The sequence below is a fragment of the Actinosynnema sp. NPDC004786 genome (genome assembly GCF_053601135.1).
In genome coordinates this window covers 406211-431717 of the sequence record NZ_JBSGBG010000001.1, presented here as the reverse complement: position 1 = coordinate 431717, position 25507 = coordinate 406211, and the positions used below count along the sequence as shown (strand labels likewise).

24 protein-coding genes and 1 tRNA gene are annotated in these 25507 nt (G+C 71.0%); 18 read left to right on the top strand and 7 right to left on the bottom strand.

What is annotated here, in order from left to right; genetic code table 11:
- The first annotated feature begins 104 nt into the window (after window positions 1-104).
- Complete coding sequence (locus ACWEFJ_RS02295; protein WP_449712636.1) at window positions 105-878, top strand: transposase family protein; 774 nt, start codon at window positions 105-107, stop codon at window positions 876-878.
- Between the two features lie 82 nt (window positions 879-960).
- On the opposite strand, the gene ACWEFJ_RS02290 is transcribed toward ACWEFJ_RS02295, so the two are convergent.
- Complete coding sequence (locus ACWEFJ_RS02290) at window positions 961-1587, bottom strand: SIMPL domain-containing protein (protein WP_378083916.1); 627 nt, start codon at window positions 1585-1587, stop codon at window positions 961-963.
- A gap of 122 nt (window positions 1588-1709) precedes the next feature.
- On the opposite strand from ACWEFJ_RS02290, the gene ACWEFJ_RS02285 reads away from it, so the two are divergent.
- The 3 genes from ACWEFJ_RS02285 (at window position 1710) to ACWEFJ_RS02275 (ending at window position 4109) form a co-directional block, all read left to right on the top strand.
- Complete coding sequence (locus tag ACWEFJ_RS02285; protein WP_378083917.1) at window positions 1710-2903, top strand: AAA family ATPase; 1194 nt, start codon at window positions 1710-1712, stop codon at window positions 2901-2903.
- A 239-nt stretch (window positions 2904-3142) separates the two neighbouring features.
- Complete coding sequence (locus ACWEFJ_RS02280; RefSeq protein WP_170211556.1) at window positions 3143-3289, top strand: hypothetical protein; 147 nt, start codon at window positions 3143-3145, stop codon at window positions 3287-3289.
- Between the two features lie 430 nt (window positions 3290-3719).
- On the top strand, window positions 3720-4109 hold the full coding sequence (locus tag ACWEFJ_RS02275; RefSeq protein WP_449712635.1) for an NTP pyrophosphohydrolase: 390 nt from the start codon (window positions 3720-3722) through the stop codon (window positions 4107-4109).
- 51 nt (window positions 4110-4160) lie between these two features.
- On the opposite strand, the gene ACWEFJ_RS02270 is transcribed toward ACWEFJ_RS02275, so the two are convergent.
- On the bottom strand, window positions 4161-4727 hold the full coding sequence (locus ACWEFJ_RS02270) for a PIN domain-containing protein (protein WP_449712634.1): 567 nt from the start codon (window positions 4725-4727) through the stop codon (window positions 4161-4163).
- Window positions 4728-4730: 3 nt separating this feature from the next.
- Window positions 4731-5300 (bottom strand): helix-turn-helix domain-containing protein, encoded by a 570-nt coding sequence (locus tag ACWEFJ_RS02265; protein ID WP_449712633.1) that lies wholly within the window; start codon window positions 5298-5300, stop codon window positions 4731-4733.
- 1 nt (window position 5301) lies between these two features.
- Here ACWEFJ_RS02265 and ACWEFJ_RS02260 point away from each other — a divergent pair, with 1 nt between their 5' ends.
- The 5 genes from ACWEFJ_RS02260 to ACWEFJ_RS02240 all read left to right on the top strand — a co-directional run bounded on the left by ACWEFJ_RS02260 (window position 5302) and on the right by ACWEFJ_RS02240 (window position 11413).
- The gene (locus ACWEFJ_RS02260; RefSeq protein ID WP_449712647.1) at window positions 5302-7152 is read left to right on the top strand and encodes an NHL domain-containing thioredoxin family protein; all 1851 of its coding nucleotides are present in this window, start codon (window positions 5302-5304) and stop codon (window positions 7150-7152) included.
- 9 nt (window positions 7153-7161) lie between these two features.
- Entirely contained in the window at window positions 7162-7482 is a 321-nt protein-coding gene (locus ACWEFJ_RS02255) for a GroES family chaperonin (protein ID WP_378083922.1), read from the top strand.
- Between the two features lie 93 nt (window positions 7483-7575).
- Window positions 7576-9813 (top strand): VanW family protein, encoded by a 2238-nt coding sequence (locus ACWEFJ_RS02250; RefSeq protein ID WP_449712632.1) that lies wholly within the window; start codon window positions 7576-7578, stop codon window positions 9811-9813.
- A gap of 68 nt (window positions 9814-9881) precedes the next feature.
- Complete coding sequence (locus ACWEFJ_RS02245) at window positions 9882-10670, top strand: DUF1206 domain-containing protein (RefSeq protein WP_449712631.1); 789 nt, start codon at window positions 9882-9884, stop codon at window positions 10668-10670.
- Window positions 10671-10744: 74 nt separating this feature from the next.
- The gene (locus ACWEFJ_RS02240) at window positions 10745-11413 is read left to right on the top strand and encodes a tetratricopeptide repeat protein (RefSeq protein WP_449712630.1); all 669 of its coding nucleotides are present in this window, start codon (window positions 10745-10747) and stop codon (window positions 11411-11413) included.
- A 95-nt stretch (window positions 11414-11508) separates the two neighbouring features.
- On the opposite strand, the gene ACWEFJ_RS02235 is transcribed toward ACWEFJ_RS02240, so the two are convergent.
- Window positions 11509-13347, bottom strand: coding sequence for an acyl-CoA dehydrogenase (locus ACWEFJ_RS02235; RefSeq protein WP_378084014.1), 1839 nt, complete (start codon window positions 13345-13347; stop codon window positions 11509-11511).
- A gap of 99 nt (window positions 13348-13446) precedes the next feature.
- Here ACWEFJ_RS02235 and ACWEFJ_RS02230 point away from each other — a divergent pair, with 99 nt between their 5' ends.
- Window positions 13447-15867 (top strand): hypothetical protein, encoded by a 2421-nt coding sequence (locus tag ACWEFJ_RS02230; RefSeq protein ID WP_449712629.1) that lies wholly within the window; start codon window positions 13447-13449, stop codon window positions 15865-15867.
- Window positions 15868-15894: 27 nt separating this feature from the next.
- On the opposite strand, the gene ACWEFJ_RS02225 is transcribed toward ACWEFJ_RS02230, so the two are convergent.
- Entirely contained in the window at window positions 15895-16530 is a 636-nt protein-coding gene (locus ACWEFJ_RS02225) for a LuxR C-terminal-related transcriptional regulator (RefSeq protein WP_449712646.1), read from the bottom strand.
- Window positions 16531-16866: 336 nt separating this feature from the next.
- On the opposite strand from ACWEFJ_RS02225, the gene ACWEFJ_RS02220 reads away from it, so the two are divergent.
- The 5 genes from ACWEFJ_RS02220 (at window position 16867) to ACWEFJ_RS02200 (ending at window position 20786) form a co-directional block, all read left to right on the top strand.
- The gene (locus ACWEFJ_RS02220) at window positions 16867-18381 is read left to right on the top strand and encodes a sodium:solute symporter family protein (protein ID WP_378083934.1); all 1515 of its coding nucleotides are present in this window, start codon (window positions 16867-16869) and stop codon (window positions 18379-18381) included.
- Between the two features lie 73 nt (window positions 18382-18454).
- On the top strand, window positions 18455-18841 hold the full coding sequence (locus ACWEFJ_RS02215; protein ID WP_378083935.1) for a hypothetical protein: 387 nt from the start codon (window positions 18455-18457) through the stop codon (window positions 18839-18841).
- Window positions 18842-18958: 117 nt separating this feature from the next.
- Complete coding sequence (locus ACWEFJ_RS02210) at window positions 18959-19408, top strand: MarR family winged helix-turn-helix transcriptional regulator (protein ID WP_449712628.1); 450 nt, start codon at window positions 18959-18961, stop codon at window positions 19406-19408.
- Window positions 19405-19803, top strand: coding sequence for a DUF5313 family protein (locus ACWEFJ_RS02205; protein ID WP_378083939.1), 399 nt, complete (start codon window positions 19405-19407; stop codon window positions 19801-19803). The genes ACWEFJ_RS02210 and ACWEFJ_RS02205 overlap by 4 nt, the downstream gene beginning before the upstream one ends.
- A gap of 32 nt (window positions 19804-19835) precedes the next feature.
- On the top strand, window positions 19836-20786 hold the full coding sequence (locus ACWEFJ_RS02200; RefSeq protein ID WP_449712627.1) for a phosphotransferase family protein: 951 nt from the start codon (window positions 19836-19838) through the stop codon (window positions 20784-20786).
- 1001 nt (window positions 20787-21787) lie between these two features.
- Here the strand turns inward: ACWEFJ_RS02200 and ACWEFJ_RS02195 are convergent.
- Window positions 21788-21858: transfer RNA gene (locus ACWEFJ_RS02195), tRNA-Gly, on the bottom strand.
- 85 nt (window positions 21859-21943) lie between these two features.
- Between ACWEFJ_RS02195 and dcd the strand changes: the two genes are divergently transcribed.
- A complete protein-coding gene (gene dcd / locus ACWEFJ_RS02190) occupies window positions 21944-22525 on the top strand; it encodes a dCTP deaminase (protein WP_449712626.1) in 582 nt (193 codons plus the stop codon).
- On the opposite strand, the gene ACWEFJ_RS02185 is transcribed toward dcd, so the two are convergent.
- Window positions 22522-23505 (bottom strand): cation diffusion facilitator family transporter, encoded by a 984-nt coding sequence (locus tag ACWEFJ_RS02185; RefSeq protein ID WP_378083945.1) that lies wholly within the window; start codon window positions 23503-23505, stop codon window positions 22522-22524. The genes dcd and ACWEFJ_RS02185 overlap by 4 nt on opposite strands.
- 116 nt (window positions 23506-23621) lie before the next feature.
- Between ACWEFJ_RS02185 and ACWEFJ_RS02180 the strand changes: the two genes are divergently transcribed.
- Both ACWEFJ_RS02180 and ACWEFJ_RS02175 read left to right on the top strand, forming a co-directional pair.
- Window positions 23622-24962 (top strand): LPXTG cell wall anchor domain-containing protein, encoded by a 1341-nt coding sequence (locus tag ACWEFJ_RS02180; protein ID WP_449712625.1) that lies wholly within the window; start codon window positions 23622-23624, stop codon window positions 24960-24962.
- A gap of 127 nt (window positions 24963-25089) precedes the next feature.
- The gene (locus tag ACWEFJ_RS02175; protein ID WP_378083949.1) at window positions 25090-25473 is read left to right on the top strand and encodes a phage holin family protein; all 384 of its coding nucleotides are present in this window, start codon (window positions 25090-25092) and stop codon (window positions 25471-25473) included.
- The last annotated feature ends 34 nt before the right edge of the window (window positions 25474-25507 follow it).

The window sequence follows — 25507 nt, the reverse complement described above, 5'->3', positions numbered from 1 at the left end:
GAGCGTTATTCAGAAGGTTGATCTTGGGGTGGCAGCGCAACAGCCCCGTCTGGGTAGGGTCGGTTTCCTCTCACAGAAGCTCGACCAACCACAGGACGGGGCTGTTGCGCTACCAGTCTACGACCGGGCTCGACCACGACCAGATCCAGGAACTGGTGGGCCGGATCCACCAGGTCCTCGGACCGTCCGACCGACGGCCGGGACGCCCGCCGGTGCTGGGCCTGTACCGGTCGGTGCTGCTCACACTCGTGCTGTTACGCCAGAACCTCGCCCAGACCGTGGCCGCCGAGTGGTTCGGCGTCTCCCAGTCCACCGTCTCCCGCGTCTTCCGGCGGATCGCACCGCTGATCGGCCAGGTGCTGTGCCCGCACACCCCGCCCCTGCCCGAGGCACTGTCCGGGCGGGTGGTGCTGGTCGACGGAGCACTGATCCCCACCCGCGACCACGCCTCCCACCGCAAGCCCAACTTCAACGCCAAACACCGACGGGCCGGCGTGACCGTGCAGGTCATGGCCACCCTGGACGGCAGCCTGCTCGCCGTATCCGACCCGGTCGAAGGCCGCACCCACGACAAGACCGCCTACATCCTCACCGGCCTGGCCGACCTGCTCGCCGACCACGAGGTCGTCGCCGACCTGGGCTACCAGGGCACCCCGACCATCCGGCCCCGCCGCAAACGCCCCGGCCACAAACACCACACCCCCGCCGACAAGATCTGGAACACCAGCGTCAGCCGGATCAGGTGGGCGGTGGAACACGCCATCGCCCACCTCAAGGCCTGGAAGATCCTCGCCACCGGCTACCGCGCACGCCTGGCCGAACTCCCCACCGTCATCCGCATCGTCACCAACCTCGAGCACTACCGCCAAGGCTGGTGACCTTCTGAATAACGCTCCTACGTTCAGAACGCGTGAGTCCCACGTTCAGGACCCCTGAATTCAACGCTCAGGACGTGCCCGGTCAGTCCAGGAGCGTCCACGAGGCGGTGCAGCGGACCGTCACGGCGATCCGCTGCGCCTCCAGGTTGAGCTGGTCCATCTGCGGCGGCACGCCCGGCGCGCCGCCGCCGTACCCGGCCGCCATCGCCCGGTGCGACTCGACCGCCCACGCCTCGGCGTCGCCGTCGGTCAACCGCTGGAGCGGCCCCAGCCGCGCGCCGAGCGCCTCGGCATAGCCCTCGGCACGGCGACGCGCGTCCGCCACGGCCTCGCGCTGCGCCTCCCGGACGGCGTCCGCGTCGTCCTTGAGCTGCCACGACGGCCCGTTCAGCCAGGTCGGCTCCGCGGTCACGAGCGCGCCCAGCAGGTCGTCCAGGCCCGTCACGTCGTCGACCCGCACGACGTAGTTCTGCACCGCACGGCTGCCGGATCGACGCCTGCCGTCCCAGTTGTCGTGCACGGCGAGCTGCCGCGACCGCACCTCGACCCCCGGCCGCTCGAACGCGGGCTCCACGGCGGCGACCCGCGCCGTCAGCCGGTCCACCGCCTCGTTGCGCGTCGAGCCCGTCGTCTCGAAGCTGACCTGCACCTCGGCGCGGTCGGCGGTTCGCTCGACCTTGCCGACGCCCTTCGTCACCACCTCAGCCATGCCACGACGCTACCGGCGATGTCACTCGATAGCGCTCTATAGATCCATCACTAGAGTGACGAATACCCGGCGACACGGCCCGAGTATTGGATCGGCCGTAGACACCTCGATACCGTCCGAGGATGGACCCGGTGCGCAACCCGTTCGCCCCCGGCGCCGGTCAGCGGCCGCCCGAGCTGGCGGGGCGCGACAAGGAGCTGGGCGCGTTCGAGGTCGTCCTCGAACGGGTGGCGCGCGGCCGGCCGGAACGCAGCCTCGTGCTGACCGGGCTGCGCGGCGTGGGCAAGACCGTGCTGCTGGGCGAGCTGCGGTCGATGGCGATGAAGCGCGGCTGGGGCGCCGGGAAGGTCGAGGCACGCCCGGAGGCCGGTCTGCGCCGCCCGCTGTCGGCGGCGTTGCACCGGGCGATCCGGGACCTGGCCGTGCGGCACCGCGCGCCCGACCGGGTGGAGGCCGTCCTCGGCGTGCTCAAGGCGTTCGCGCTGCGGGCCAACCCGGACGACGCGAAGCTGCGCGACCGGTGGCAGCCGGGCATCGACGTGCCCGCGGCCGTCGGCCGGGCCGACTCCGGGGACATCGAGATCGACCTGGTGGAGCTGTTCACCGAGGTCGCGGAGCTGGCGCAGGACGTCGGCACGGGCGTCGCGCTGCTGATCGACGAGATGCAGGACGTGCCGGCGGACGACATCTCTGCCCTGTGCGCGGCGTGCCACGAGCTGTCGCAGTCGGGCGCGCCGCTGGTCGTGGTGGGCGCGGGGCTGCCGCACCTGCCGGCGGTGCTGTCGGCGTCGAAGTCGTACTCGGAGCGGCTGTTCCGGTACGTGCGGATCGACCGGCTCTCGCGGGCCGACGCCGACCGCGCGGTGCTCGCGCCGATCGACCGCGAGGAGGCGGGCATCGAGCCGGAGGCGTTGGACGCGTTGTTCGACGCCTCGGGCGGTTACCCGTACTTCATCCAGGCGTACGGCAAGGCGGCGTGGGACGCGGCGCCCGCCGACCCGATCACGGCGACGGACGTGGCGGTGGCCGCGCCCGAGGCGGACGCCGAGCTGGCGGTCGGGTTCTTCGGGTCGCGGTACGAGCGCGCGACGCCCGCCGAGCGCGAGTACCTGCGGTCGATGGCGGAGCTGACCGACGGCAAGGACGCGGGCGTGAACACCGCGCAGGTGGCCGAGCACCTGGGCCGCAAGCCGTCTTCGCTGTCGCCCGCCCGGGACAGCCTGATCAAGAAGGGGCTCGTGTACTCGGCGGAACGCGGGCAGATCGCGTTCACCGTGCCGCACTTCGGCCGCTTCCTCCTCGGTCGTGAGGACTGACCTGCGGTTTCGGCTCGCTCCGGTGGTATTCGGCTGTCTAGCGCCCACGCTAGGGAGCCGGCGTCCGCGCGTCCTGTCGAACGGGTGTACGTCAGGCGAATCGTCGGGAGCTACGGCGTTACGGCCGACGATTCATCGGCCTGTGGGGCACCTCACCGGATAATCGGGTGCTTTCGCGCCTGTGGGGGTGCATACTTGAGGCACACCACCGAGAGACCGTTGAGAGGGATGAACCCCCGATGAACTTCACTGCGAAGCTCCGCGCTCGTCGTGTCGAGGCTCGCAACCGCAAGGCCGTCGCCCGCGCGATCGACATGGCGCCCACCCCGGCCATGCGGCACGAGCTGATGGCGATCGCCCAGGCTCAGGTGACCACCCTCCGCTGACGAGGGTCCTTCCTCCGGCGCGCGTGACGACCACCCGATCGACACCGGGTGTGCGCCCCGTCGTCCGCGTACTGGCGAAGGGGGAAATGACTCGGCCCTGCCGCACCTCCCGCGCGGCAGGGCCGAGTCATGTCGAAAACGTGATTCGTGTCACACCCTTTAGTGGATGTAACGGTCCCCGATCGTGTATCGATGTTTCAGGTGACCCCGCGGTGCTGTCGGACCCCCGACCTGGCAGCACCGCGGGGTTTCCCATGTCCGGCTACTTGGCCGTGGCCGAGCCGTTCCAGGTGTCATCCGACGTGCGGCGGGCGCGCCTGATCATCACAACAATCTCCCCCTGCGTGTTCATGCTTGTCCCCCAATGGACCACTCCATGGTGCCATCGGGGGACGACGGTTTCATCAGAGTTTGCTGAGAGCATGGGGCGATGACGCTCCCGCTCCTCGTCGTGGACGCGGCCAACGTCGTCGGCTCCGTCCCGGACGGCTGGTGGCGCGACCGCGCCGGCGCCGCCGCCCGGCTGCGGGACGACCTCGTGGACGTGGCGCGGCACGGCCTGCCGTCGCTGCCCGGCCCGCTGGAGGTCGTCCTCGTGGTCGAGGGCAGGGCGCGCCACGTCGAGCCGGTGCCCGGCGTCCACGTCGTCCCGGCCGAGGGCTCCGGCGACGACGCGATCGTGGACGTGGTCCGCGCCAACCCGCCGGACCGCCCGTGCACCGTGATCACCGCCGACCGCGCCCTGCGCGCCCGCGTGGAAGCCCTGAACGCCACCGTCCTCGGCCCGCGCACGGTCCGTCGCCCACATGGTGGACGCTGAAGCGGACCAGCGTGGAGCCGCGTGACCGGCACGGCTGCTCCGCCCTGTGGTTCAACTCCTCCACGTGCTGAGATGCCGTCGGCAGGCTTCCGCGAACCCGGTGCAGCCGTGTGCTTCGCCTGCAAGCACGTCAAGCAGGTCGTCGACCGACCGCGGGTCGCGCCGATAGCGCGAAGCCTGTCGTCGCAACGCCGCGTGAACCGCGTTGGGGAACAGTTCGAGTTGGTCCTGCAGGAAGTCGTCCTGGTGAACGGCCACGACGTCGTACGGCTCGAGTGCCGCGTCCGGGAAGTCCTTCAGGTTCTCGGTGACCAGTACCTCGGCCCCTCCCCGGACGGCGGCCGCGAGCACGTGCCGGTCCTTGGGGTGGTTCTCCATCGAGTCGATCAACTGCTCGTAACCCCGGACCCGGGCATCGGGGAAGTGGCGGCTCATCTGGTCGATCCGATGGGTCACCTGTTCCGCTGTCGCGCCGCGCTTGCGCAGGTTGCGATCGAGCTCCTCCAGCACACCGGCCGACCAGAGCGGTCGGTAGACCCCGGACTCGGCGATGCTCAGGAGGGTGTCGCACAGGTACGGCTTGAGCAGAACGCAGGTGTCGAGGAAGACGGGGAACAAGGATCACCTGTGTTCGTCGGTCGGCAGTCGCTCGAACGGCGTGTCCAAGGGCAGGTCGTACAGACCGTCGGCCTCGCCGTCCCGGACCATCTCGTCCAGGCCGGCGGCCCGTGCCCGGCGGGCCCGCTCCTGATACGCGAGGAGGTCGGCGAGCCGTACCCGCCGGTGGCGGTTCGGTTGCTCGTACGGGATCTCGCCGGCTTCGAGCAGGCGCACCAAGGTGGGCCGCGAGACGCCGAGCAGGTGTGCGGCCTCACTCGTGGTGAGCACCGTGTGCTGGGGGGCCACGGTGATCGCGAGTCCTTGCGACATGGCGGCGACCACGCTGCGGAGCACGTCGAACACCTCGGCGGGCAGCTCCAGTCGGGTGCCGTCGGGCGCGAGCAGGGCGGCGTTCCCGTCACCGGGGCGGGCCAGTGCCGTGACCCAGGATGACAGGCTCTCCGGGCTGGCCGGCGGCAACAGGGTGCGCTCTCCCATGATCGCTGTCATGGTCCCAGCGTAGCGCGAAACGAACAAAACGAAAGCCGTGTCATCCACATGGTGGACGCTGAAATAGACCAGCGTGGACATCGTGTTGACTCCGGGCGTGACGACCGCTCAACGCCGCCGTGCCCGTGTCCGCGCCCCCGAACTGGTCGGCCGCGGCTGGCTCAACACCGGTGGGCAGGACATCGCGCTCAAAGACCTGCGCGGCAAGGTGGTCCTGCTCGACTTCTGGTCCTTCTGCTGCATCAACTGCCTGCACGTGCTGGACGAGCTGCGGCCGCTCGAAGCCGAGTTCGCCGACGTCCTGGTCACGATCGGCGTGCACTCGCCCAAGTTCGTCCACGAGGCGGAGCCCGCGGCGCTGGAGGCGGCCGTCGAGCGGTACGCGGTGGAGCACCCCGTGCTGGACGACCCCGAGCTGACCACCTGGCGGAACTACGCCGTGAAGGCGTGGCCGACGCTCGTCCTGGTCGACCCGGAGGGCTACGTCGTGCACGTCGCCGCGGGCGAGGGCCACCTCGACGCGTTGCGCCAGATCGTGTCCGAGGTCGTCGCCGAGCACGACGCCAAGGGCACCCTGCACCGCGGCGACGGCCCCTACGTCGCGCCGCCGCCCCGCGAGACCGAGCTGCGCTTCCCCGCGAAAGCCGTCCTGACCGGCGACAACACCCTGCTGGTCAGCGACTCCGCACACCACGGCCTGGTCGAGCTGGAACTCGACGGCGAGACCGTGATCCGCCGCATCGGCACCGGCGAGCGCGGCCGCCGCGACGGCCTGGAGCCCACCTTCTCCGAACCGGCCGGCATCGCGCTGCTGCCCGCCGACGTCGCCGCCCGCGTCGGCTACCACGCCGTCGTCGCCGACACCGTCAACCACCTGCTGCGCGGCGTGAACCTCGACACCGGCGAGGTCACCACGGTCGCCGGCACCGGCGAGCAGTGGCGCGACGGCGAGACCGACGGCCCGGCCGACGCGATCCCGCTCACCAGCCCGTGGGACGTCGCCTGGTGGGAACCGGCGGGCGGCGTGGCCGTCGCCATGGCGGGCAACCACACGCTCGGCCTGTTCAAGCCGCTGGAACGCCGCGTCGAACGCCTCGCGGGCACCACCGTCGAGGGCCTGCACGACGGCCCGGCGACCGAGGCGTTCTTCGCCCAGACCTCCGGCCTGGCCGCCGACGGCGACCGGCTCTGGCTGGTCGACTCCGAGACCTCCGCGCTGCGCTGGCTCGACGCCGACCGCACCGTGCACACCGCCGTCGGCAAGGGCCTGTTCGACTTCGGCCACCGCGACGGCCCCGCCGACCAGGCGCTGTTCCAGCACCCGCTGGGCGTGACCGTCCTGCCCGGCGGCCAGGTCGCGATCTCCGACACCTACAACGGCGCGATCCGCCGCTACGACCCGGCGACCGGCGAGGTGTCCACCCTGGCCACGGACATCGCCGAGCCGTCGGACGCGGTCCTGGTCGACGGCGAGCTGGTGGTCGTGGCCTCCGCCGCGCACCGCCTGGAACGGCCGGTCGCGCCGGGCGCCCGACTGGTCAGCGGCGAGGCGCACCAGGTGCGCCGGCCGCCGTCGGTGCTCGCGCCGGGCGAGGTGGAGCTGGCCGTCGTGTTCACGCCGCCGACCGGCCAGAAGCTGGACGACCGGTTCGGCCCGTCCACCCGCCTGGAGATCACCAGCTCCCCGCCGGAGCTGCTGGAGTCGGGCGCGGGCGTCGGCACGGACCTCGTCCGGGCGCTGCGCATCGCCGAAGGTTTCACCGAGGGTGTGCTGCACGTCGTCGCGCAGGCCGCGAGCTGCACGGACGACCCGGCCGTCGAACACCCGGTGTGCAAGCTGGCCCGACAGGACTGGGGCGTGCCGATCAGGGTCGAGCGGGACGGTCCCCGGCGGCTACCCCTGATGATGGGTGGCCTCGACGAAAGCATCTAGACTCTGCTGGTGCCCGATGTCAAGCTCGAGATCCAGATGCTGCACGACCGCGTGATGGTGCGGATCTCGCCGGAGGAAGGCGAACGCCGCAGCAGCGGTGGCATCCTGATCCCGGCGACCGCCCAGATGGCGAAGCGCCTGGCCTGGGGAGAGGTGCTGGGGGTCGGCACCCACGTGCGGCACGTCAAGGTCGGCGACCGGGTCCTGTTCAACCCGGAGGACCAGTTCGAGGTCGAGGTGCAGGGCCACACCTACCTCGTCATGCGGGAACGGGACGTGCACGCCACCGCGACCGAGCGGACGGAGCACGGGACCGGTCTCTACCTGTGACGACGAGACCGGTGAACGACCCGAACGTGATCGACGCGTGACGACCGTCGGGTAAGCAGTCCCAGGACCTTGCGAGAGGCAAGAGGGGGAGCGGTGCCGGAGAACCAACGACCGGAGTACGACGCTGAGCGGACCAAGGCCATGGAGCCCGTCCGCCCGTCGGGCACCGCTTCGGAACGCACGACGCAGATCGCCGCGAACTCGGTGCAGGACGCCGCGTGGCCGCAGGAGGAGCCGGACGCGGAGCCGGACGCCTCGGCCACGGTGCGCAACGTGACGCCCCCATCGGGTGGTTCCGACAACGCGGCGTCCCCCTCGGGCGTCTCTAGCCACGTGACGCAGCAACACCCGACGCGCGACGCGCGGCAGAACCCGCCGGGCCTGGACGGGGACGCCACTCAGGCGATCACGCCGCCCGGCGAGCCGACGCGCGCCTTCCCGTCCCCGCTCGCGGCCGAGCGGACGCAGATGATCAACACCCCGCCCGGCGGCTTCGACCGGCCCCCGTCGCCCTCCGAGGCGACCACGGTCTTCTCCACCCCGGTGTCGGCGCCGGAACCGGAGCCGCGCGAGGCCACCGTCTACGGCCCCGTCATGGTCGACGGCGACCCGGAGGCTGACGAGGCCCAGGCGCGCCGCAAGCGGTTGCGCAAGGGCGGCCTGATCGCCGCCGCCGTGCTGGGCGTGCTGGTCGTCCTCTACGGCCTGGACCTGGTCGTCTCCGGCGGCAACGTGCCGCGCGGCGTGACCGTGGCGGGCGTGGACGTCGGCGGCCTGAGCCACCCCGAGGCCGAGCAGAAGCTGCGCGACGAGCTGGGCCCGCGCCTGGCCTCGCCGGTGAAGGCCCGCGCGGGCGACGTCGAGACCGAGGTCGACCCCGCGGCCGCCGGCCTGGAGCTGGACTGGGCCGCCACCCTGGACCGGGCCGGCAGCCAGCCGCTGTCCCCGATCACCCGCGTGACCTCCTTCTTCACCAGCCGCGAGGTCGGCTTCGCCACCCGCAGCGACGCGGCCAAGCTCACCGCCGCGCTGGAGGGCATGCGCGCCCGGACCGACCACGAGCCCGCCGAGGGCACGATCCGCTTCGAGGGCGCGACGCCGGTCGCGGTCGAGCCGAAGCAGGGCCAGAAGCTCGACCTGGCCGGCGCGTCGGAGAAGCTGCTCGCCGACTGGGCCGACGGCGGCACGGTCGAGCTGCCCGTGGCCACCACGCCGGTCAAGACGACCAAGGAGGGCGTGCAGAAGGCGCTGGAGGAGGTCGCCAAGCCGGCCACCGCCGCGCCGCTGATCATCCAGGGCGAGGGCAAGGACGCGACGCTGACGCCCGAGCAGCTGGCCACCGTGCTCGTGTTCGAGCCCGCCGACGACGGCGGCCTGACCGCGAAGGTCGACAACGCCAAGGTCGTCGAGCACGCCGGCCCGCAGCTCAAGGAGACCGAGAAGGAGGGCAAGGACGCCCAGATCGTGTTCGAGGGCGGCCGGCCGGTGGTGAAGGAGTCGGTCGACGGCCTCGGCATCGACTGGGACAAGTCCCTGGCCACGGCGCTCGACGTGCTCAAGCGCTCGGACCAGCGCTCGATCAAGGCCGAGTACAAGCACACGCCCGCGAAGGTGACCACCGAGCAGGCGAACAAGATGGGCATCAAGGAGGTCATCGGCGAGTTCCAGACCGGTGGCTTCGTGGCCGCGTCCGGCACCAACATCCGCGTCGTCGCCGAGAAGGTCAACGGCGCGATCGTGAAGCCGGGCGAGACGTTCAGCCTCAACGCCTACACCGGTCCGCGCGGCACCGCGCAGGGCTACGTCGAGGCGGGCATCATCGAGAACGGCGTGCCCGGCAAGGCGGTCGGCGGCGGCATCTCGCAGTTCGCCACCACGCTCTACAACGCCGCCTACCACGCGGGCATGAAGGACGCCGGGCACAAGGAGCACAGCTACTGGATCTCGCGGTACCCGAAGGGGCGCGAGGCCACGGTGTTCATGGACTCGGCGGGCAACAGCCTGATCGACATCAAGTTCACCAACCCGGACGACACCGGCGTGGCGATCCAGACGATCTGGACCCCGTCCACGATCAAGATCGTGCTGTGGGGCACCAAGAACTACGACGTGACCGGGTCGACCAGCGCCGAGTTCAACCACACGCAGCCGCAGGAGCGCCGGATCGACAAGCCGGGCTGCCAGGAGAGCCCCGGCGCGCCGGGCTTCTCGGTCACCGACACCCGCACGATCACCGACCGGCGCACCGGCCAGACGCGCCAGGAGACCCGGACGGTCCGGTACGACCCCCAGTTCAAGATCATCTGTGAGCCGCCGCCGCCGGGCAGCTGACCCCGCGAGCGCGGTTCGTGGCGGCCACGACCGGGTATCACCCGATCGTGGCTACCACGGGGCAAGAGGTGCGCAGACATCCGGCCGTGCAGGTGCTCGGGCGGGCCGGGATGGTGTGTTACGGGCTCGTCCACGTGCTCTTGGCGGCGTTGACGGCCCAGGTGGTCCTCGGTGACACCGGGGAGCGGACGGACCAGAAGGGCGCGGTCGCGACCCTGGCCCAGACGTCGATCGGGCCGGTCCTGCTGTGGGTGCTCGCGATCGGCCTGTTCGCGTTCGCGGTGTGGCAGCTCAGCATGGCCGTGTCCGGGTACGGGTGGGTGACGAAGAAGCGCAAGCGCGTCTACCGCAGGTGCGGCTCGGTCGGCCGCGCCGTCACCGGCACGGCCATCGGCATCGCGGCGATCGGCTACGCCACCGGGTCGTCGCAGAGCAGTTCGACCGAGCAGTCCCAGACGTGGACCGCGCGCCTGCTCGCGCTGCCGTTCGGGCAGGTGCTCGTGGGCGCGGTGGCGTTGTTCGTGCTGGGCCTCGGCGTGGCGGTGGCGCGCAAGGGCGTGAAGAAGTCGTTCGAGGACGACCTGGACATGTCGGAGCTGCCCCCGGCCACCCGCATGTGGGTCGAGCGGCTGGGTCGGATCGGGTGGATCGGCAAGGGCGCGGCGTACTTCCTGATCGGGGTGCTGCTCGCGTTCGCCGCGGTCAACGCCGACCCGAGCGAGTCGGGCGGGTTGGACAAGGCGTTGCACACGCTGGCCGCCCAGCCGTACGGGCTGGTCGCGCTGGCCGTGATCGCGGTCGGTTTCCTGGGCTTCGGCGCGTACTGCTTCGCCGCGGCGAAGGCGCACAAGGGCTGACGCGCCGGAGTTCACCCGAAAAGGGTGGGTGGCTCGGCCGTTGGCCGGGCGCGGTCGGCGGCACGATCGGTGACGTGGACCACGGTGGCAGGGGTGTCGAGCGGGCGGCGCACGCCGGCGGGCGGGTCGGCCCCGACCCGGCGTCGCTGGTCCGCCGTGCCGCCGAGGCGGAGGCGACCGGCCTGGGCGGCGACCCGTGGCGGGCGCGTGACCTGTTCGCCGGGATGCTGCTCGACCACGACCGGGTGTTCGGGCCGGGTCACCCGGTGACTTTGGGCGTCCTCGGGCGGCTGGGCCACTGGGCCGGGCGCGTGGAGGACTTCGCCACGTCCCGGGCGGCGTACGAGGACCTGTACCGGCGGCGGTGCGCGGTGCAGGGCGAGGAGCACGAGGCGACGCTGGACGCGTTGGCCCGGCTGGCGGAGGCGACCGGTCACGCCGGCGACCCGCTGGCCGCGTGCGACCTGCACGTGCGGTTGCTGGCGCGGCTGCGGCGGCAGCGGGGGCCCACGCACCGGGAGACGTTGGAGGCGATGAGCCGGTTGGCGCAGTGGCTGGCGTGCACCGGTCGGGCGGCGCGGGCGCGGGACCTGTTCGCCGAGCTGGCGCTGTCGCTGGTCGGCACGCCCGGCGAGGCGTCCGACTTCGCGCGCGAGTCGCTCGCGTACTGGCAGCGGCGGGTGGGGCAGGAGCGGCGGCTCTCCCACCTCGACGTGCGGGAGCGACGCCCGGTCACCTCGTGACCGCCCACCGAACGCAAAAGCAGGGGTCCCCGCCCAGGGGACCCCTGCTTTTATTCTGCCTCAAGGGTCTGACAGTTCCCGGTGGTCGACCGGGGTCAGAACGCGGCTTCGTCCACGTCCATCAGGGAGTTGTCGGTCGCCTCGGTGATCTTGCGGCGGGCGGTCAGCTCCGGCAGCACGGACTTCGCGAAGAACGACGCCACCGCGACCTTGCCCTCGTAGAACGCCTTGTCCTTGGCCGACACCTGGCCGGCCAGCTTGGCCAGCGCCACCTCGGCCTGGCGCAGCAGCAGCCAGCCGACGAGCACGTCGCCCGCGGTCATGAGGAGGCGGACGGTGTTCTGGCCCACCTTGTAGAGGTTGCGGACGTCCTCCTGCGAGCCGGTCAGGAAGCCGACCATCGCGCCGAGCATGCCCTGGAGGTCTTCGAGCGCCTGCTTGAGCAGCGCCCGCTCCTCCTTGAGCCGCCCGTTGCCGCCCTCGTTGTCCAGGAACTTCTGGATCTCGCCGTTGAGGAAGCCGAGCGCCTGGCCCTTGTCGCGGATGATCTTGCGGAAGAAGAAGTCCAGCGACTGGATGGCCGTGGTGCCCTCGTACAGGGAGTCGATCTTCGAGTCGCGGATGTACTGCTCGATCGGGTAGTCCTGCAGGAAGCCGGAGCCGCCCAGGGTCTGCAGCGACTGGGCGAGCTGCTCGTACGCCCGCTCCGAGCCGACGCCCTTGACGATCGGCAGCAGCAGGTCGTTGACCTTCTCCGCCAGCTCCTTGTCGGGCCCGCCCAGCGCGATGCGGTCCTGCTGCGTCGCGGTGTAGAGGTAGACCGCGCGCAGGCCCTCCGCGTACGCCTTCTGCAGCATCAGGCTGCGGCGCACGTCCGGGTGGTGGGTGATGGTGACGCGCGGCGCGGTCTTGTCCGTCATCCGGGTCAGGTCGGCGCTCTGCACCCGCTCCTTGGCGTAGGCCAGGGCGTTGAGGTAGCCGGTGGACAGGGTGCCGATGGCCTTCGTGCCGACCATCATCCGGGCGTACTCGATGACCTGGAACATCTGCGCGATGCCGTCGTGCACCTCGCCGAGCAGCCAGCCCTTGGCCGGGACGCCGTGCTGGCCGAACGTCAGCTCGCACGTGGTGGAGACCTTGAGGCCCATCTTGTGCTCGACGTTGGTCACGAAGGCGCCGTTGCGCTCGCCCGTCGACTCGCCGGTCTCCGGGTCGAAGTGCCACTTCGGCACGAGGAACAGCGACAGGCCCTTGGTGCCGGGCTTCGGCTCGATGCCGGGGCCCTCGGGGCGGGCCAGCACCAGGTGCATGATGTTCTCGGTCATGTCCTGGTCGGCCGACGTGATGAACCGCTTCACGCCCTCGATGTGCCAGGTGCCGTCGTCCTGCAGCGTGGCCTTCGTGCGGCCCGCGCCGACGTCGGAACCGGCGTCCGGCTCGGTCAGCACCATGGTGGCGCCCCAGCCGCGTTCGATCATCAGCTCGGCCCAGCGCTTCTGCTGCTCGGTGCCGTTGCGGTAGACGACCGAGGCGAAGTTCGGGCCCGCCAGGTACATGTAGATCGCCGGGTTCGCGCCCAGGATCAGCTCGGAAGCCGCCCACTGGACCGACGGCGGGATGCCGAAGCCGCCCAGCTCGTTCGGCAGCGACAGCCGGTACCACTCACCGTCCCAGATGGCCCGGTAGGACTTCTTGAACGATTCGGGCAGCGTGGCCGAGTGGGTCTTCGGGTCGAAGACCGGCGGGTTGCGGTCGGCGTCGGCGAAGGACTCCGCCAGCGGCCCGACCGCCAGGTTGTTCAGCTCGGCAAGCACGCCGCGCGCCGTGTCCTCGTCGGACTGCTCGAACGGCCCCGTGCCGAGGTGGTCCTGCACGTTGAAGACCTCGAACAGGTTGAACTCGAGGTCCCGGACGTTGCTCTTGTAGTGACCCATCTCGTCGCTCACTCCATGCTGGTCGGGGCGGTCCCCCCTACTGACCGGTAACAACAGGGTATTACCTGTCAGTAACCCGGGCAAGGCCGACCATCGGGGTTGTGGCGAACCAGACCTGCTCCGACCGGTCTCCCCTATAGTCGGCCGGTGCCGTCCGGGCCCGACGTCAACCGAGTGGAGAACGCCGTCATCGGCGGTCATGCCATCCAGGTCGGTCACGTCCACGGCGACTTCGTGGTGGCGAAGGCCGACGGGGTCGCGAGTCGCCACATCGAGGTCCCCGTTCTGGAGGCGGACCCGGTGTTGTTGGGCGTGCACCGGCCGATCAGCGTGGGTTCGGACCCCTCGATGCCCCGTTACGTGCCGCGCGATGTCGACCTCCGACTGCGCGCGCTGATCGCCGGCGCGGCCGAGCGCGGTGGGTTCATCCTGCTGGTCGGCGGCTCGTCGGTGGGCAAGACGCGGTCGTTGTTCGAGGCGGTCAGGGAAGTCGTGCCCGACCGGTCGCTGGTCCAGCCGGCGACCGCGCAGGGGCTGGACGCGTTCGACCGGGTCGTCCTCTGGTTGGACGAGCTCCAGTCCCACCTCGACGGCGAGCACGGCCTGAGCGCACCGGTGGTGCGTGGCCTGCTGGCCAGGAAGACGATCATCGTGGCGACGCTGTGGCCCGACTACTACGCCGCCTACACCGAGCACGACAGGTCCGTCGGGGACCGGTACGCGGTTGAGCGGGATCTGCTCAAACTGGCCGAAGTCGTGCACGTGGGCGCGGCGTTCACCGACGCCGAACGCACGCGTGCGGAAACCACCGCCGCACAGGACGAGCGGCTGCGCATCGCCCTGGCGTCGCGGGACTTCGGCTTGACGCAGGTGCTGGCCGCCGCCCCACAACTCGTACACCGGTGGGAGAGCGCGGACCCGTACGCACGGGCCGTCATGACCGCCGCCCTCGACGCCACGAGGCTGGGAGCACGCTCCGCCCTCACCGCCGACTTCCTCGAAGCTGCGGCATCCGGGTACTGCACACCGGCGGAGCGCGCCTCCGCGCCGGCGGACTGGTTCCGGCGGGCGCTCGACTATGCGACCAAGCGCCAGCTCGGCGCGACCGCGCCGCTGGTGGCCGTAGGCGAGGCGATGGGTGTCGTCGACGGCTACCGGGTCGCCGACTACCTCCTGCAGCACGCCGATCGGACACGCCGCGCGACCGCGCCCCCGCGGACGTTCTGGGACGCCTGCGCGTCGCATGTCACCGACGACGGCGACGCGGCCCGGCTCGGCCGCGTGGCCTTGGAGCGGCGTCTCCACGGGTTCGCCCGCACCCTGCTCGATCGGGCCGCGCGGACCGGCCTGCCCTCGGCGATGCACGACCTGGTGGAACTGCACCGCACGACCGGCGACCGGGTCGAGGCCGACGACATGGCCGAGCGGCTCGCCGCCTCGGACCAACCGGATGCCGCGATGTACCGGATGCTCGTGGACGCGTGGGACTTCGACGAGGTGGCCCGCTTGGCCGAGGAGGGCAACGAGCACGCCGTCGGCCACCTCATCGAGTACGGCGATCCCGAGTACGCCATTGTGCTGCTGCTCCAGACCTTCGACCACGAACAGTCGTGGTGTTGGCGCAAGCTGGCCGAACTGTACGAAGAGGTCGGGGAAACGGCCAAGGCCATCACCGCGTACGAGGTCCTCTTGGCGCGCGGCGAGGACGAGGACATCGACGCTCTCGCCGAACTGCTCAAGCAGGAGAGCCGGCTCGACCGACTCCGTGAGCTGACCGACGACGGCTACTTCTGCGCCGCGACCGCCCTCGCCGAGGCATTGGAGGAGAGCGGCGACGTCGGAGGCGCTTTGGGCGTGCTCCACGATTTCGCCGGACTCGGCAACCCCGAGGTCGACTGGGCACTGGCGAACCTGCTCGCCCGTCGCGGCGACCTGGACGAACTGGTGGCACTGGCCGGGGACGGCGTGGGCAGTGCGGCGGACGAAGCAGCGAAATTGCTGGTCAGCCGCGGTAAGCGGAGTGAGGCGGTCGCGTTGGCGAAGCGGCTCGGCGCAGCGCGCCACCCGGTCGACGTGGCGGCCCTGTCGGGTGACCCGGCGGACGTGGACGAGGTGCGGGCCCTGGCCGACCGGGGCGACGAACGGGCCGCGTGGTTCATGGCCGAGCGGGCGCTGGAGCGGGGCGACCTCGACACGGCGATCCGGTACGCCGAGGTTTCGGCGACTTACGGGATTTCACACGGAATTGCGACAGCGCTGGTCGAGGACGGTCAGGTCGACCGTGCGCTGGACTACCTCCGGTCCGGGGTGGAGGCCGGGGGCAGCGTCTTGTCCTCGATGCTCAACGGCCTGCTCCGTGAGCACGGCCGTGACCGCGAGTTGCGCGCACGGATCAGCGCAGGCGACAAGTGGGCCTGGCTTCCCCTGCACGAACTGCTGGTGGAGCAGGGGCGGGACGAGGAAGCCCGGCGCTTCCGGAAGTTCGGCCTCACCCCGGACGGCGAGATCGCGTCCCGGTGAGCTGCGACGAGGTTTCGGGGTGCCGGGTCACACCGGGCGGGCGCCCCCGCCGGACAGCAGGCCCGCCTGGTAGGCCAGCGACACGGCGTGCGTCCGGTCCCGGGCGCGGAGTTTGCGCAGGATGTTCTTCACGTGCGTGCGCACGGTCTCCACGGACACGTACAGCTCGTTCGCGACCGCCTGGTTCTCCATGCCGTCGGCGATGAGCTGGAGCACCTCGTACTCCCGGCGGGACAGCGACCGGCGCGAGCCGGCCTCGGCGGCCGGGGTGAAGCCCGCGGCCAGCGGCGCGAGCGTCGGGTCGAGGTAGGTCCCGTCCGCGTGGGTGCGGGTGATGGCGTGCAGCACCTCGCCGATCTGGCCGTCCCGGGGCACGAGCCCGCGCACGCCCGCCGCCAACGCGGCCCGCACGAACTTGGCGGTCCGGTGCGGCTCGCGCACCAGGGACACCACGGCGAGCGTCGAGGAGGCGGCGCCGGTCAGCAACGTGGCCAGGTGGCCCTGCGGGTCGAGGACGGAGTCCACCAGCAGCACGTCCGGCCGCAGGCGCTCGTGCAGCCGCACGGCCGTGTGCAGGTGACCGGTGGCGCCGAGCCAGTGCATGGTCGGCGTGCGCCGGACCACGGCGGCCACGCCCTCGCGGAACAGCGGCACGGGGTCCACCAGCGCGACGCCGGGCCCGGGGGCCGGTGCGGGGGCGCGCCGATCCCCGCCTGGCACGAGCGGGCGCGCGTTGAGACCGGTTCTCATGGTGGTGCGACACCCGCGACGACCAGCCATGACGCGGTTTCCTCGCATTACTTTCCGTGCTTTCGCGGCGTCTCCGCTGGTCACGTACATGAACAAGGGTCACGAGTGTGACTCAATGATCGGTGGCGGTCTTCCGCTCGCCCGCAACGGGCTCGTAAGACGTACGTCACACACCCATGTGGGACGCCGCGCACCGCCGCCGCCCGAAGTACGCGCTGCCACCCCTGGGCCGAGCACTGTGGAGGCCGCATGGAAACCCTCGACTGGGTCGTAGTCGGTGGGTACTTCTTCGTGATGGTGGCGATCGGCTACTGGTCACGGGGGCGGATCAGGAACATCGCCGACTTCTTCACCGCCGGCGGCAAGATGCCCTGGTGGCTGTCGGGCATCTCGCACCACATGTCCGGTTACAGCGCCGTCATGTTCGTGGCCTTCGCCGCCGAGGCGTACCGGCTCGGCCTGACCGTCTACATCTGGTGGGCGCTGACGATCGGCGTCGGTGTCGGCATCGGCGCGTTCCTGTGGGCGGGCACGTGGAACCGGCTGCGCTCCAAGCACGGCGTCAAGTCGCCGCTGGAGTACCTGGCCCGCCGCTACAACGTGCCGACCCAGCAGATCATGGCGTGGGCGGGCGCGGCGCTGAAGGTCGTGGACATCGCGGCCAAGTGGGTCGCGGTGGCGCTGCTGCTCCAGGGGTTCGCGGGCGTGCCGGTGTGGCTCGGCATCGCGCTCGTCGGCGTCGTCACGATGGTGTACTCGGTGCTGGGCGGCCTGTGGGCCGACGCGCTGACCGACTTCGGCCAGTTCGTCATCCAGGGCCTGGCGGGCATCGCCATGTTCGTCGCGGTCGCCGCGCACTTCGGCGGCATCGACTTCATGTGGACCATCTGGGACCAGCTGCCCGAGTCGCACTCCGACCCGCTGTCCGGCCAGTACACGCTGATCTTCTTCATGGCGCTGTTCCTGATCAAGACGCTCGAGTACAACGGCGGCATGTGGAACCTGGCGCAGCGCTACATGGCCGCGCCGTCCGGCGCCGCGGCCAAGCGGTCGGCGCTGCTGTCCAGCGTGCTGTGGCTGCTGTGGCCGCTGGTGCTGTTCTTCCCGATGTGGGCCGCGCCGCTGATCGTGCCGGGCATGGAGGCCAACGCCGAGCAGGCGTACGTCGAGATGGGCAAGGCGATGCTGCCCGCTGGCATGGTCGGCCTGGTGCTGGCGGGCTTCTTCTCGCACACCATGGCGATGGTGTCCTCCGACGCCAACGTGATCTCCGCGGTCATCACCCGGGACATGCTGCCCAGGCTGTGGAAGGGCGTGCGGCGGCTCGGCGAGGCGCAGCAGCTCCGGCTGGCGCGGATCACCACGTTCCTGTTCATCGGCCTGAGCATGACGATCGCGCTGACCGCCGACACCAAGGGCTTCGTGCTCAAGGTGGTGATCGCCCTGGTGGCGGCCACGATGGGCCCGATCGCGATCCCGCTGATGCTGGGCATGCTGCCGTGGTTCCGCAGGGTCGGCCCCACCGCGGCGACGACCTCGGCGATCGGCGGGCTCGTCACGTGGGCCGTGCTGTACGTGCTCCAGCAGAACAAGGTCGAGTTCGTCACCCAGGCGGTGATCGTGTCCTGGCCGCTGCTGGTGTCGCTGGTGCTGTACCTGCTGGTGGGCCTGGTCCTCAAGCCCGAGCCGTCGCCGGAGCGGGACGCGCTGGTCGAGTCGCTGCGGTCCGACCCGGACGAGGAGAAGGTGGCGGCCCGGGCCTGAGTGGGCCGCGTCGCCCTGTGTGCTGGGTCATCTCCGCTGTGCGGGCGCCGTCGTGCGCCCGCACAGTGGTGCCATGGAGGGCTGGCGACCGCGGGACGGGGACGAGTCCGCCGCCGGGTGGCGGCTGTGGCTGGCGCTGAGCGGCCGGCTGTGGCCGTCGGCCGAGTGGGACGGCACGCCCGCGGCGGCGGTGGCCGGGCTGCGGTCGGTGCTGGCGGAGTGCGCCGGGATCCGCGGCACGTACCCGGGCGACCAGTCGGCGGCGGTGCTGCGGCTGGTCGACTCGGTGGTGTTCGTGCTGAGCCTGCCGGTGGACCTGTGGCGCGAGGACGGGCTGCCGCTCGACGCCGACCGGGCGGCGTTGCTGCACAGCGACCTCGCCGGCGTGGTCGAGCACGTGGCCGAGGTGCGCGCGGTCCTGGCGCGCGGCGGCGGTTGGGCGGAGCTGGAGGCCAGGTAGACCCGCGTGGGCGACGCCCATGACTGCCGTGCCGCTGTTTTGGGGCGCACCTGAGTGTTGAGTGCGTCGTCACACCTCGGACGGCCGCGCGCGCCGGGCCATGTAGTGTGTGTACTAATGATTAGTGCACAAACTGTCGAGGACCCGCTGGCCCTGGAACGGCAGGTCTGCTTCGCGTTGTCCATCGCGTCCAGGAACGTGGTCGCGCTCTACCGGCCGCTGTTGGAACCCATGGGGCTCACCCACCCCCAGTACCTGGTGATGCTGGCGCTGTGGGGGCGCGCGCCGCTGTCGGTGAAGGAGCTGAGCAGGTTGCTGGCCCTGGAGCCCGCCACCCTGTCGCCGCTGCTCAAGCGGCTGGAGGCGATCGGGTACGTGACGCGGTCGCGGGCCGCGGCGGACGAGCGGCAGCTCGCCGTGACGCTGACCGAGGCGGGCGCCGCGCTGCGCGAGCAGGCGCTGGCCATCCCGCCCGCGGTGGTGGAGAAGCTCGGCATGTCGTTGGCCGAGCTGCAGGACCTGCACTCCGTGCTGACCAGGGTGATCGCCGCGACGGAGCGGTCATGAGCGGCCCGTCGCTGCCGCTGCGCGCGTGGTACCTGCTCGGGGGCAGGCTGCCGATGCGCCACCGGGAGTGGGTGTTCCGGCAGGCCACCAAGCCGACGTGGTTGTTCTGGTTCGGCGTGCGGATGTTCCTCCAGGTGCTGCCGCTGACGGTGGTCATCGCGCTCGCACTGGTCCTGGGCCTCGGCTCACCGTGGCCGCTGGCGGTCGCGTGCGGGTCGCTCGGGCTGATCGTGGGCGTGTACTTCGGGGTGTCGTACGCGATCGAGAGCACGGACAACCGGATGACGAAGTACGGCTACCCGGCGGGCGCGGCGGCCGAGGTGCGCAAGGAGCGGTCGCGGCGGGACCAGGAGCGCTACGAGCAGGTGTGGCGTTCGGCGGAAAACCGGTCCTGAGCCGACGCGGCCGTGCCCTAGCGTGCCGTGACGTGGAGTGGCAGGCGGCGGTGGCCGCGGCGTTCGGGCTGGGTGACGTGGTGGAGCCGTGGACGCCCGCCGCGGGCGGTCGTGCGCACCTGGTGTGGCGGCTGCGCACGACCAGGGGCACGTGGGCGGTCAAGCGGCTCAACCGGTCGCGCGAGGACTGGTGGATGCGCGACTACCTGGTGGCCGCGGAGATCCAGCTCCGGGCGCACGCCCGCGGCTTCCCGATGCCGCGCCCGGTGCACCCGCTGGACCCGGTCGCGCCGCTGCTCGCCGACGTGCGCGTCGGCGACGAGGTTCACAGCCACCTCGTGCACGAGTGGCACGAGGGCGTTCCCCCGACCGACGACGTGTCCGCGTGGGTCGGCGGGATCCTGGCGGCCCTGCACGGCCTTCCCGCCGGCGGGAGGCCCGAGGGGAGGCCGCACCCCGTCGAGGAGTGGCGGGAGTGGCTGGACGAGGCGCCCGGCGACTTCACCGACGCCGTCCGCGCCTACCTGCCGGACATCGCCCGGGCGAGGGAACTCGCCGCCGACACGGGAGGTCTCACGGCCGTCGGCACGCACCGGGACGTGAAGCCGGACAACGTCCTGCGGACCGCCACCGGCCCGTTGCTGCTGGACTGGGACGGCGCGGGCCCGGACTACGCCGAGTGGGAACTCACCCGCGCGGCCCTGCACTTCAGCCGGTTGGGCGAGGACCGGGCGGCGTTCGACCGGGTGATCGAGTCCTACGAGCGCGCGGGCGGCCACCGACCACCGGCGTCGCCGACGTCGTTCGCCGGCCTGCTGCGCACCTACCTGGGCGGCGCGGCGTGGATGGTGTGGCGGGCCCTGGGCCACCGCCCGGTCACCCCACCCGAACGCTCCGCCGCGCACGCGCACGCGCTCGAACTGCTGGCCGACCTGCGCACGTCCCTGGCCCGCCTGGACGACTGGACCGACCGCCTGCGCTGACCACACGACGAAGGCCCAGGTCGAGGTGACCCGGGCCTTCGGCTCGGCTGAGCGGGTGACGGGAATCGAACCCGCCTCTACAGCTTGGGAACCCGATCTTGCAGCCCAGGTGGATGTGTTGACCTGCGGCGGAGGCCGGTCCTGTATGACCGGCGTTGACCACTGTTGTCCAGGGCTTACAGCACGTGAACAGCACGGTGTACTACGTCGCCGATGCCACTGCTGGGTCTGGTCGGTATGGACCAGCGGGCTGCAACTGAGACTGTCCATGCAACAGATAGCCCGAATGGCGGTTATCTCCGCCCTGGGAGGTGTGATCTAATAAACGATCATTTTTTCAAGAGATTTTTTTGATGGTCGACTGAGGTTCGGCCGTGGTCAGTACGCTTGCCACCAACGCCGTAAGTACGGTTGAGGCTAGCCAGACCGTTTCCCAGGGATTTACGGAACCATCCGTACCCGCAAGGACTTGAGACGCGCCAGTGCCCGCGAGCAAGATGCCCACAAGTGACCGCCTCAGTCGGATGTGCACAGCACAAGTGTGCCACGCAAACTCGTCTTGTCCCAAAGTAGGGCTTCGTGTCATCCCGCCGACCTGGCTCGTCCCAACCACGCGTGTCAAGGGGGCACCTGCCGCCTGCACGGGAGGGTTGGGCTGGGTCTGCCCCTGACGCGTGTCCAGGTCCGCAATGGCCTCCTCCCGCTTGATCCGGGAGTCCACGCCCGAGGTCGCTCCGGTGCCTTTGGTGGCGTACTTGGCGATGTAGCCGGCCACCTGCCGATCCCGCACCACCCCGTCGACGTCGGCCGTCTCGGCCTTGAGCGGCCTGGTCGAGCGTGAGCGCGGCGGCGGCAAGGATGACGATGAAGGAGACGCCGCTGGCGTCCTGGTCCCGGTCGGGTAACCGCACGTGGACAGCACGGTGACGTACTAGCCCGATCATGACGAAGGCCCAGGTCGACCGGCTGACTCGGTGCTGACCTGGGCCTTCGTCTGTCTGAGCGGGTGACGGGAATCGAACCCGCCTCTACAGCTTGGGAAGCTGTCGTTCTACCAATGAACTACACCCGCCTGTCGCGCGGCTCCGATCATACACACAGCCGGCCGGCGCGTGGCCAGAGGTCGGCGTGCCGGGGTGGTCGCCTACGCTGTGCCCGTGCTGCTGAGTGACCGCGATCTGCGCAAAGAGGTCGACGCCGGCCGGCTGGTGCTGGAGCCGTTCGACGACGTCATGGTGCAGCCGTCCAGCATCGACGTCCGCCTCGACCGCTTCTTCCGGGTGTTCAACAACACCCGGTACACGCACATCGACCCCTCGGTGCAGCAGGACGACCTCACCTCGGTGGTCGAGCCGGTCGACGACGAGCCGTTCGTGCTGCACCCCGGCGAGTTCGTGCTCGGCTCGACGTTCGAGCTGGTCACCCTGCCCGACGACCTGGCGGGGCGGCTGGAGGGCAAGTCGTCGCTCGGTCGCCTCGGCCTGCTCACGCACTCGACGGCGGGGTTCATCGACCCCGGCTTCTCCGGCCACATCACGCTGGAGCTGTCGAACGTCGCGAACCTGCCGATCACCCTCTGGCCGGGCATGAAGATCGGCCAGCTCTGCCTGTTCCGGCTCAGCAGCGCGGCCGAGTTCCCGTACGGGTCGGCCCAGGCGGGGTCGCGCTACCAGGGCCAACGCGGTCCGACGCCGTCCCGCGCGTACCTCAACTTCCACCGCACCGACACGAAGCGCTAGAGCTTCAGGTCCCCGTACCGGGCCAGCACCCGCGACCGCAGCTCCGGGTCGGTCCGCGGCACGGGCTCCAGGAACACCTCGTCCACCTCGGGGTGCGCGGCGCGCAGTTCGGCGTCGATCCGCACGCACGTCCGCTCCAGGTCGGCCGCGCCGAGCGCGTCGTCGAAGTCGAGCCGCGCGCACACCAGCACCCGGTCCGTGCCGACCGCCATCGTCAGCAGGTCCACCACCTGCTCGACCTCCGGCGCGTCGCGCAGGGCCTGCCACACCGCGCGCACCAGCAGCGGGTCGGCCTGCCGGCCGATCAGCAGCCCCCGGTTGGTCGACGCCAACGTGTACGCGGCGAACGCGAGCAGCACGCCGATCGCCAACGACGCCACGCCGTCCCACACCGACGACCCGGTCACGTGGTGCAGCCCGAGCCCGCCGAACGCGAGCAGCAGCCCGACCAGCGCGGCCGAGTCCTCCAGGAACACCGTCTTCACCGTCGGGTCGTCCGACACCCGCAGGAACGCGAGCACCGACCGCCCCTCGGCCCGCGACTCGCGCCGCACCTGCCGCACGGCCTGCGTCCACGACACGGACTCCAGCAGGAACGCGATGGCCAGCACGACGTACCCGACGACGGGGTTGCCCTGCTCCACCGGTTCGCCGAGGACGGTCCGGAACCCCTCGTAGAACGCGAACACCGCGCCCGACACGAAGATCGACACGGCGGCGAGCAGCGACCAGAAGTACCGGTCCTTGCCGTACCCGAACGGGTGCCTGCGATCCGCGGGCCTGGTCGACCGGCGCAACGCCGTCAGCAGCAAACCTTCGGTGAACGTGTCGGCGACCGAGTGCGCCGCCTCCGCCATCATCGCCGCCGACCCGGTGATCACCCCGGCGATCGCCTTCATCACCGCGATGGCGAAGTTCACCGCCAGGGCGAGCAGGACGGTGAGCGTGCTCTCGCCACCCTTCGACTGCTCTGGTGCCATGCCCCGACGTTAGGCCCGTCCGGCAAGATCCGCGCGATGTGACCGGCCTCACGAAACGATCATGATCATGCCTGCGACGACGAAGTGTCACATTTCATTTCGTGGGGGGAACTCGGGTGGCGAATCCGATCGGTCGCGTCGCGGCCATGGTCGCGGCGGTGGCGACAGCCGCGTTGGCGGCCCCGTTCGCGGGCGCGCAGGAGGGCACCGTGACGGTGCAGGGCCTGGTGTGGTTCGACCGCGACGCCGACGGCGTGGTCGACGCGGGGGAGCCGCCGAAGGTCCGCGGCACGGCCGTGCGCGTCTTCAACGCCACGACCAAGGAGTTCATCGGCGAGTACGACACCGACGACAACGGCCGCTACCGCGCCGAGGTGCCGGACGTCCCGCTGGCCCTCTACAGCGGCAGCACCGCGCGCTTCGAGTCGACCACCAAGTCGACGTTCAACCCGGTCAGCGGCGGGGGCACGTTCGACTTCGGCATCCGCGGCGGCACGATCGGCGGTTTCAGCTTCGTCGACGACGACCGCGACGGCGTGAAGCAGGCGGGCGAGGCGGACGTCCCGGGTGAGGGGTCGCGCACCCTGTTCTTCCACAGCGGCGGCCTGAACGGGCCCGGCGTGGTGATCTTCGGCGAGACCCGCGGCCCGAACGGCGAGTTCCTCTACCAGGACCTGGCGTTCGGCGACTACGTGCTGAGGGCGGCGGACCGCGAGCCCGACCTCATCCTCGCCCCGCCGCTGCCCGGCGGGCACGACCTGCCGCAGGACACCCGCGAGAAGGCGCTGAACGTGTTCTCGTCGGAGCCGCTGCGGGTGGACGCCCGGTACGTGCGCCCGAACGCCGACTTCGTCGTCGGCACGCCCGTGGTGGAGCCCGCCGAGGACGCCTACGCGCTCGGCGACGAGGTCACGCTCACCGTGTCGGTCACCAACCGGGGCGAGGCCGCGGACAGCCCGTCCTTCGTGATGTTCGGCTCGACCCCGACGTTCGTCTCGGCGAGCGACAACGTCGTGGTGCGCCACCCCGGCCAGGACTTCGCCCTGCACGAGCCGATGGCGGTGGGCGAGACGGTCGAGCTGAGCCTGACCTACCGGCTGGACAACCCGGAGTTCGAGGAGTTCCACCTGTTCGCCCGGCCGGTGTCGCTGTTCAACCGGCGTGACGTCAACTCGCGGGACAACCACGCGATCGTGCCGTTGAAGTACCTGCCCGCGGAGACGACGACCACCACGCCGACCTCGACCACCACGTCCACCACCGGGTCGACGTCCACGGAGCCGACGTCCACCGACACGTCCACCACCACGACCGCCGCCGCGGGACCGGTCGGTGGCGGCAGCGGGCTGGCGCAGACCGGTGCGTCGCCGGGGTCGTTCCTGGCGGCCGGCGGCCTGTTGGTGCTCGTGGGCGCGCTCGCGTTCCTGGTCGCGCGCAAGCGTCGCGTCCGGGCCTGACGGTCGGCTCGCCGCCGGGCGGGGCGGTCGTGCCGCTGCTCGGCGGCGGCGCGTTGACCTGCTCGGCGGCACGCGGGCGTCGTCGCGCCTGACCCGTTCGGCCGACCGCCACCGCTAGCCTGCGGCAATGGGCATTCTGGTGCACGTTCTGCTGACGGCGGTGGCGGTCTGGGTCGCCACGCTCATCCCGGGCATCGACCTGGAGGAGGGCGCGTCGACGCCCGCGAAGATCGGCACGCTGATCGGCGTCGCGCTGCTCTTCGGCCTGGTCAACGCGGTGGTCAAGCCGCTGGTGAAGTTCTTCGGCTGCCTGTTCTACCTGGTCACGCTCGGCCTGATCGGCCTGGTGGTGAACGCGCTGCTGTTCTGGCTCACCGGCTGGCTGGCGTCCGAGCTGGGCCTGCCCTTCGACGTCACGGGCTTCTGGCCGGCGTTCTGGGGCGCGATCATCGTCGCCCTCACGAGCTGGCTGCTGAACATCGCCTACGACCGCATCACCGACCGCGACTGACACGACGAACGCCCCCGGTCCGCGCCATCGACCG